The organism is Microbacterium sp. CH12i, from assembly GCF_000685355.1.
In the GTDB taxonomy this organism is placed as follows: Bacteria; Actinomycetota; Actinomycetes; order Actinomycetales; family Microbacteriaceae; genus Microbacterium.
In genome coordinates, this window is sequence record NZ_JHET01000005.1 from 1 (window position 1) to 5,858 (window position 5,858).

7 protein-coding genes and 4 pseudogenes are annotated in these 5,858 nt (G+C 64.2%); 6 read left to right on the plus strand and 5 right to left on the minus strand.

What is annotated here, in order from left to right; all coding sequences use genetic code 11:
- Nucleotides 1-157: 157 nt before the first annotated feature.
- The 5 genes and pseudogenes from DC31_RS06390 to DC31_RS20485 all read left to right on the plus strand — a co-directional run.
- Complete coding sequence (locus tag DC31_RS06390) at nucleotides 158-661, plus strand: rhodanese-like domain-containing protein (protein ID WP_327036829.1); 504 nt, start codon at nucleotides 158-160, stop codon at nucleotides 659-661.
- On the plus strand, nucleotides 654-980 hold the full coding sequence (locus DC31_RS18080) for a YgaP-like transmembrane domain (protein WP_152545360.1): 327 nt from the start codon (nucleotides 654-656) through the stop codon (nucleotides 978-980). Before DC31_RS06390 ends, DC31_RS18080 begins: the two co-directional genes overlap by 8 nt.
- Entirely contained in the window at nucleotides 967-1,242 is a 276-nt protein-coding gene (locus tag DC31_RS06395) for a metal-sensitive transcriptional regulator (protein WP_036278390.1), read from the plus strand. The genes DC31_RS18080 and DC31_RS06395 overlap by 14 nt, the downstream gene beginning before the upstream one ends.
- A 60-nt stretch (nucleotides 1,243-1,302) precedes the next feature.
- Nucleotides 1,303-1,473 carry a hypothetical protein gene (locus tag DC31_RS18670; RefSeq protein WP_200872875.1) on the plus strand — a complete coding sequence of 57 codons (171 nt, stop codon included), beginning with the start codon at nucleotides 1,303-1,305 and terminating at the stop codon, nucleotides 1,471-1,473.
- A 178-nt stretch (nucleotides 1,474-1,651) separates the two neighbouring features.
- Nucleotides 1,652-1,810: pseudogene (locus DC31_RS20485) on the plus strand (class I SAM-dependent methyltransferase); the annotation flags it as partial.
- Between the two features lie 48 nt (nucleotides 1,811-1,858).
- On the opposite strand, the pseudogene DC31_RS19250 reads toward DC31_RS20485, so the two are convergent.
- The 3 genes and pseudogenes from DC31_RS19250 to DC31_RS06410 form a co-directional block, all read right to left on the minus strand.
- A pseudogene (locus tag DC31_RS19250) lies at nucleotides 1,859-2,358 on the minus strand (transposase); the annotation flags it as partial.
- A gap of 191 nt (nucleotides 2,359-2,549) precedes the next feature.
- Complete coding sequence (locus DC31_RS06405) at nucleotides 2,550-3,593, minus strand: LLM class flavin-dependent oxidoreductase (RefSeq protein ID WP_200872876.1); 1,044 nt, start codon at nucleotides 3,591-3,593, stop codon at nucleotides 2,550-2,552.
- A 44-nt stretch (nucleotides 3,594-3,637) separates the two neighbouring features.
- Nucleotides 3,638-4,111, minus strand: a complete 474-nt coding sequence (locus DC31_RS06410; protein WP_081813748.1) for an NADPH-dependent F420 reductase — start codon at nucleotides 4,109-4,111, stop codon at nucleotides 3,638-3,640.
- Between the two features lie 13 nt (nucleotides 4,112-4,124).
- On the opposite strand from DC31_RS06410, the pseudogene DC31_RS19255 reads away from it, so the two are divergent.
- Nucleotides 4,125-4,247 (plus strand): annotated as a pseudogene (locus tag DC31_RS19255) (integrase); the annotation flags it as partial.
- Nucleotides 4,248-4,361: 114 nt separating this feature from the next.
- Here DC31_RS19255 and DC31_RS17520 read toward each other — a convergent pair.
- Both DC31_RS17520 and DC31_RS06420 read right to left on the minus strand, forming a co-directional pair.
- Nucleotides 4,362-5,552: an MBL fold metallo-hydrolase gene (locus tag DC31_RS17520; protein ID WP_081813749.1), complete on the minus strand. Its 1,191-nt coding sequence runs from the start codon at nucleotides 5,550-5,552 to the stop codon at nucleotides 4,362-4,364.
- Nucleotides 5,486-5,858 (minus strand): annotated as a pseudogene (locus DC31_RS06420) (cytochrome b/b6 domain-containing protein); the annotation flags it as partial. The gene DC31_RS17520 and the pseudogene DC31_RS06420, both read right to left, overlap by 67 nt.

Sequence of the window (5,858 nt, forward strand, 5' to 3'; positions counted from 1 at the left end):
CCGCCCTGGAGACGGCAGGGATCGACTACCGGACGGTGCATCTGCACCCGAATCAGCACGCCGGCTACTTCCCCGGCGCACCCAGATTCACCTGAGCGTCCACTTCCGCGCCGGAGATGGGCTGCTGCTGGGCGCGCAGGCGGTGGGCGCCCAGGGGGTGGACAAGCGGATCGATGTGCTCGCGACCGCGATCCGGTCCCGGATGGTGGTGGCCGACCTGATCGACCTGGACCTGTCCTACTCGCCCCTGTACGGGCAGGCCAAGGATGCGGTCAACCTGGCCGGGATGGTCGGGCAGAACGTCCTCGACGGGACCCTCCGGCTCTGGTATCCGCACGAGCTGGAGAGGGTGACCGGTTCCGCGCTGGTGCTGGATGTGCGCAGCCGGGACGAGTACTCCACCGGGCACCTGCCCGGGGCGGTCAACATTCCGCACACCGAGCTGCGCGACCGCCTGACCGAGGTGACCGACGCCGCCAGTGGGCGGCCGGTGCGGGTGCTATGCGCCTCCGGCGTGCGGTCCGCGATCGCACACCGCGTGCTCGCTCAGGCCGGGTTCGACTCGGCCTCGCTCTCCGGCGGAATGCTCACCCTGCGCGCCGCGCTCGGCCCGGATGCCACCCGGGTCCTGACAACCGAAGGAGAACCCGCCCATGCCTGACCGTTCCCTGACCTCCGCTCCGGCCTGCCGTGTTGGCGTCTGGGGGCGGCTGGCCCGCGGCGCCGTCGCGGTGGTCACCGCCGCGTTCGCCGCATCCATGCTGCCCACCGACCCCGTGACAGCGGCGGTGGCGGGCCTGTTCGCCGTGCTGGTCGCGGTCATGGCGATCACGGGATGGTGCCCAGCGGACTGGCTCGCCCCCCGCAGGCAGTCGCACGCCCCGCAGAACACCCTCGGGTTCCCCGACGCCCACCAGGACGTCGATCTGGCGGCGAGCATCGCCGCCGTTCAGAACAGGAGTTCGCATGTCCATGAGTGACCTCGACACCCAGCGCCGCATCCTCAACCGGCTCCGCCGCGCCCGCGGCCAGCTCGACGCCGTGATCGTTGCCGTCGAGTCAGGCTCCCCGTGCCGGGAGGTGGTCACCCAACTCGCCGCGGTCTCCTCGGCCCTGGACCGTGCCGGGTTCGCGATCATCTCCACCGCGATGAAGGACTGCATCGCCGACCCCGAGGGCACCAAACGCGCCGACGACATCACGACCGAGGAGCTGGAGAAGCTGTTCCTCGCCCTCGCCTGAACCAGCCATCCTTCCGACCCGAACCGAACCGAAACACAGCCCTCTAAGGAGAAACGACTCATGTGCCGACCTGTGACCTGCAAGACCTGCGGCAAGACCACCTGGACCGGCTGCGGCCAGCACATCGCCGAGGTCAAGCGCACCGTGCCGGCCGGCCAGTGGTGCCCCGGCCACGACAAGGAGAAGGAGCCCGCAACGGGCGGGTTCTTTGCCCGCCTGTTCGGACGATGACAGGCACCACGCACCACGACGCGCCCTCCCAGAATCCTCAGGAGCGCGTGTGGTCTGGCCGTCCCAACCCCCGCTGGTTGACGCCGTGCAGCACCTGGCACCGGGAACGCATTGGACCGGGGTCGGGGAGGGCGCCGACGCGATCTGGCCCGCCACCCAGGGGCGGACCGTCACCGGCGTGGACATCTCCGCCACCGCCCGCTCATGCAGCGAGGCCCAACGCCAGCGGCTTGGGGCGGACGCCCGGTTCGTCACTGCGGACCTGGCGCAGCGTGAGCCTGACGACGGCCCCTTCGATCTGGTGACCGCCAGCTTCCTGCACTCACCCGTCCAGCTCCGGCGCACCGCGATCCTGCGACGCGCAGCCGCCACGGTAGGCGCCGGCGGGCACCTTGTGCCATTCGGTCATCTCCTCGATCACCTTGTCAGTGATGTTCGAGATCGTGTCCTTGGACACCGAGGCGCCATAAACATCGTCGAAGTGCGCTGCGACCTCACCGGTGGTGAGCGCGCGGGTGGTCAGCGACAGCACGATCTCATCGATCCCGTCCAGCCGGCGCTGCCGCTTCTTCACGATCTTCGGCTGGAACGACCCATCCCGGTCCCTCGGCACGTCAATCTCGCCGGCACCGACCTCGGTGAGCACCGTCTTAGGCCTCGTCCCGTTACAGGCGTTGCCGTTGTCGCTCGCCTGGTGCTTCTCATAGCCGAGGTGCTCGGCCATCTCAAGCTCGAGCGCAGTCTGGTCTCCAACACCGTCTTCGTCAACCCAGCGAGCAGCCCTCCCGGGCCCACGAGGATGACGCCCTGCTCTTTCGCCTGTGGGAGCAGCTGCTCGGCATTCTGCTGTTCATCGATGATCTCTCCCGTCACAGGATCGATCATCTCGGTCATTTGAGTCACTGCCTTACCTTTCGGTCAAGCCAGTCCCAGATCCACCGTTTCCGACAGTCCCTCGCAGAGATGTGGGGCTCCAGGGCGGCGTATCGTAGTCAAGTTCGGTAGTACGTCAGTGTTGAAGGTTCTTTCCTTACGGTTTGAGGAAGTTGGGGGTGATGCGTGCGTGCAGGCGTGGCCTATTTGCCGGCCAGGAGGCGTTCGACGCGGGGTTTGACCTCGGTGGCGAGCAGGGTTAAGGATTCGAGGAAGTGCTCCTGGGGCAGGCCGCCGATGTCCATCTGCAGGAAGTGGCGCATGTGTCCCATGTGCCCGTGCAGGTCCGCGATGCGCTGGGCGATTTCATCGGGGTCTCCGACGTAGTACGCGCCGGGGAAGTCTGCCTGGGCCAGGAACTGGCGCTTGTCAGGGGCGGGCCAGCCGCGGAGTTTGCCCATTTCTATGTTGAGGTTGACCCAGCCGGGGTAGAAGCGTTCCAGCGCTTCTTTCTTGGTGGGAGCGACGAGTCCGAGGGTTGCCACGGAGACTTTGATGTTCTCGCCGGTGTGTCCTGCCTGCGCGGCGGTCTGTCGGTAGAGGTCGGCGAGCGGGGCGAACCTGGCGGGGGCTCCGCCGATGATGCCGTAAGAGATGGGCAGGCCGAGCTTTCCGGCGCGGACCGAGGACGGGGCGCTACCGCCGGTGGCCACCCAGACGGGCAGGGAGCCGTTGACCGGCCGTGGCACGACGGCCAGCTCGTGGAGCGCCGGCCGGACGGTGCCGGACCAGGTCACGTTTTCGGCTGTGCTGTTGTTGATGCTCATCAGCAGGTCCAGTTTTTCGGCGTAGAGCCGGTCGTAGTCCTTCAGGTCGTAGCCGAAGAGCGGGAACGTCTCCACCGAGGATCCGCGGCCGGCGATGATTTCCACCCGGCCGCCGCCGGAGACGGCGTCGGCCGGTGGCGAACTGCTGGAACACCCGTACGGGGTCGTCGGTGCTGATGATGCTCGCGCCACTGCCGAGTTTGATTTGCTTCGTTGCCGCCGCCGCGGCGCGATCACAGAACCCGGGGAAGATGCGGGCATGTCGAGGGTGTGGTGCTCGCCCACGCCGAAGTAATCCAGCCCGTTCTGGTCGGCCAGGATGATCGCCTCGTGGAGGTTGCTGATGGCCTCCGCGGTGGGCCGGAGGCTTCCGTCGGGGTTGCGTGGGGTGTCGCCGAAGCTGTAGGCGCCCAGTTCCATGATGTTCTCCTGATTGCAGTGCTGTGGTTGTTGAATGCAGGGGTTCAGGCCCGGGCGGGTTCGCGGTCGGCGGCGAGGATTGACCGCAGCTGTGTTGCCGAGTGGCTGCCGTTGAAGATCTCGGTGCCGGGCTGGAAGGCCCGTCCGGATTCGAGCGGACCCGCATCCACCGGGTCGTAGCCAAGGCGATCGATGAAGCCCGCCACGAGGGCTTTCGCATCGTTATTGCCGCCAGCCAGGGCCAGAGCACGCCGGTCTTCGGAACCCGGCAACCTGCCGTCCTCTTCGAGGTCGTGGTACCCGATGTGATTGAGAGTCTTCACGACGTCCGAGCCGGAGAGGTAAGCCTGCACAATTTCGCTGCTCGTCCGCTCATCGTTCTCGAACTCGTCGATCTCCCCGTCGATGGGTGCCCAGTAGTTCATCGCGTCGATGACCGTTCTGCCAGCCAGAAGATCAGGGGCGAGCGTGCGGTATTTGTTCAGCGGTACAGCAACGACGACGATGGAGCTTGTCAAGTTCCGCATCAGCGCGGCGACGACGATCGACCGCCGGCTCGCCCCGGAACGGGCGAAACTGCTCTCCCGGGGCCGGTCCCATACCAAGCCCGGGACACTACTGAAGTCGCAGATCCCGATCCGCACCTGGGCCGATTAGGACGACGCGGTACCCGGGTTCGTGGAGAACACCCACGGAAGAGTCAGGAGCGCTAGATATCCCGCCTCCTACATGTCGATCCGGACTATTGGTTGCGGACGGTTCGCCGCATCAACCCGGCTCAATTGGACGGCCGGGATTCGGCTGGTTGACCATCAAATTTTCTACGTACTCGCGGTAGTAATCTGTCTGCGCAAGTGCGGAATATACATAGAAGCCCTTGAGGTTCTCCCACCCGGCCGTCCACGTCAGTTGCGATGCTATCTGCCAAGTCGATAGCTCCGGTGTGCTGCCGATGACATCAGCGACCTCGCGGACGCGCCGCAAGTGATGTTCAGCTGAGGCTGCGGCTCTTTCCGCAATGCCGACAAAACGGTAACCGTGTCCGGGGAGAACTTCATAGTCGGGATATTCGCTCACTCGCTCCAGACTTTCTAGGTAGTCGGCGAGCGGGTTCGACACGGTCTTTCCGCCTAGCCCCAGACCCGCGTGAATGGTCGGGAGAACGTGGTCGCCGGAGTACATCAGCGATCGTGAGTCGTCACGTAAGCAGATATGCCCAGATGTGTGTCCTGCGGTCAGCATGACAGTAATGTCAAAACCTTCAATTTGTAGTTTCTCGCCGTCGTCGATTGATTGGTCGAGCTTGGGGACGACCAGCCGCGGTAGGTCGTCTGCCATTCGCCGTATCTCAAGTTTCCGATCATCGGGGACACCCCACTGAATAGGCTTTTCCGCTGAGGCGGCACCCCACTCATCGGCAACTTGACCAGAAAGTGCTTGTCTTTCGACGAAGTGCATTTGTGTAGTCGCGTCTGATGCCTCACGAAGACGCTGCATCATTCCGATGTGGTCGGGGTGTAAGTGCGTTCCTATGATCGTGCGAACGTCCGCCGGGGACGCGTCGAGTTGGGAAAACGCTGCAAGTATGTTGGCCCAATTCTCATCCGAGTCCGAACCAGGATCTATTACATGAAAGCCGCCCTGCGTATCGCGAAGGAGATACGTGAATGAGTAAGGAAGATAGCTTCTTGCCATTGGCTGTGCCAGAGCCCACACGTCTTCACGCACTTGTTCCAATGGGGGAAGCGATCCCGATTCAGATGAGTTGTATTGAGTTGTGCTCGTCGTGCGCATAGTTTTCTCACTTCTCGAGGACCAAATGTCTGAGGGTGCCGAACTCGCCGGGCGCTCCCCCGATCGACGCCATCCGAGAGGAAACGTCCAGAACGTTACTATCGTGAAACGGTGCCGATTCGACCCGCAATCGATCGCAGTACGAACGGTCTCGCTGCGATCCATGCGACGATCATCAGGACAAGTGAGGCGCTAAAGATTGCAAAGCCGAGCCAGCTTTGGCCGTTGTTGACCGCATACATGTGGTTGAGGTTGTTGAGTGCCCCGGTTGCGAAAACGAGGGTGACGTGGACGACGATAAAGGCGACGAAGAAGACCATGGTGGCGAAGTGGATCTTGCGCGCGGCGGATAGGGGAAACGCCCGGTGGAGGGGATTGAAGTGCGCGGCGAGCCCGGGCGACATCCTGAGTCCGGTGATGAGCGCGAGCGGCGCCGCGATAAAGACAACCAGGAAGTAGCTGAGAACCTGC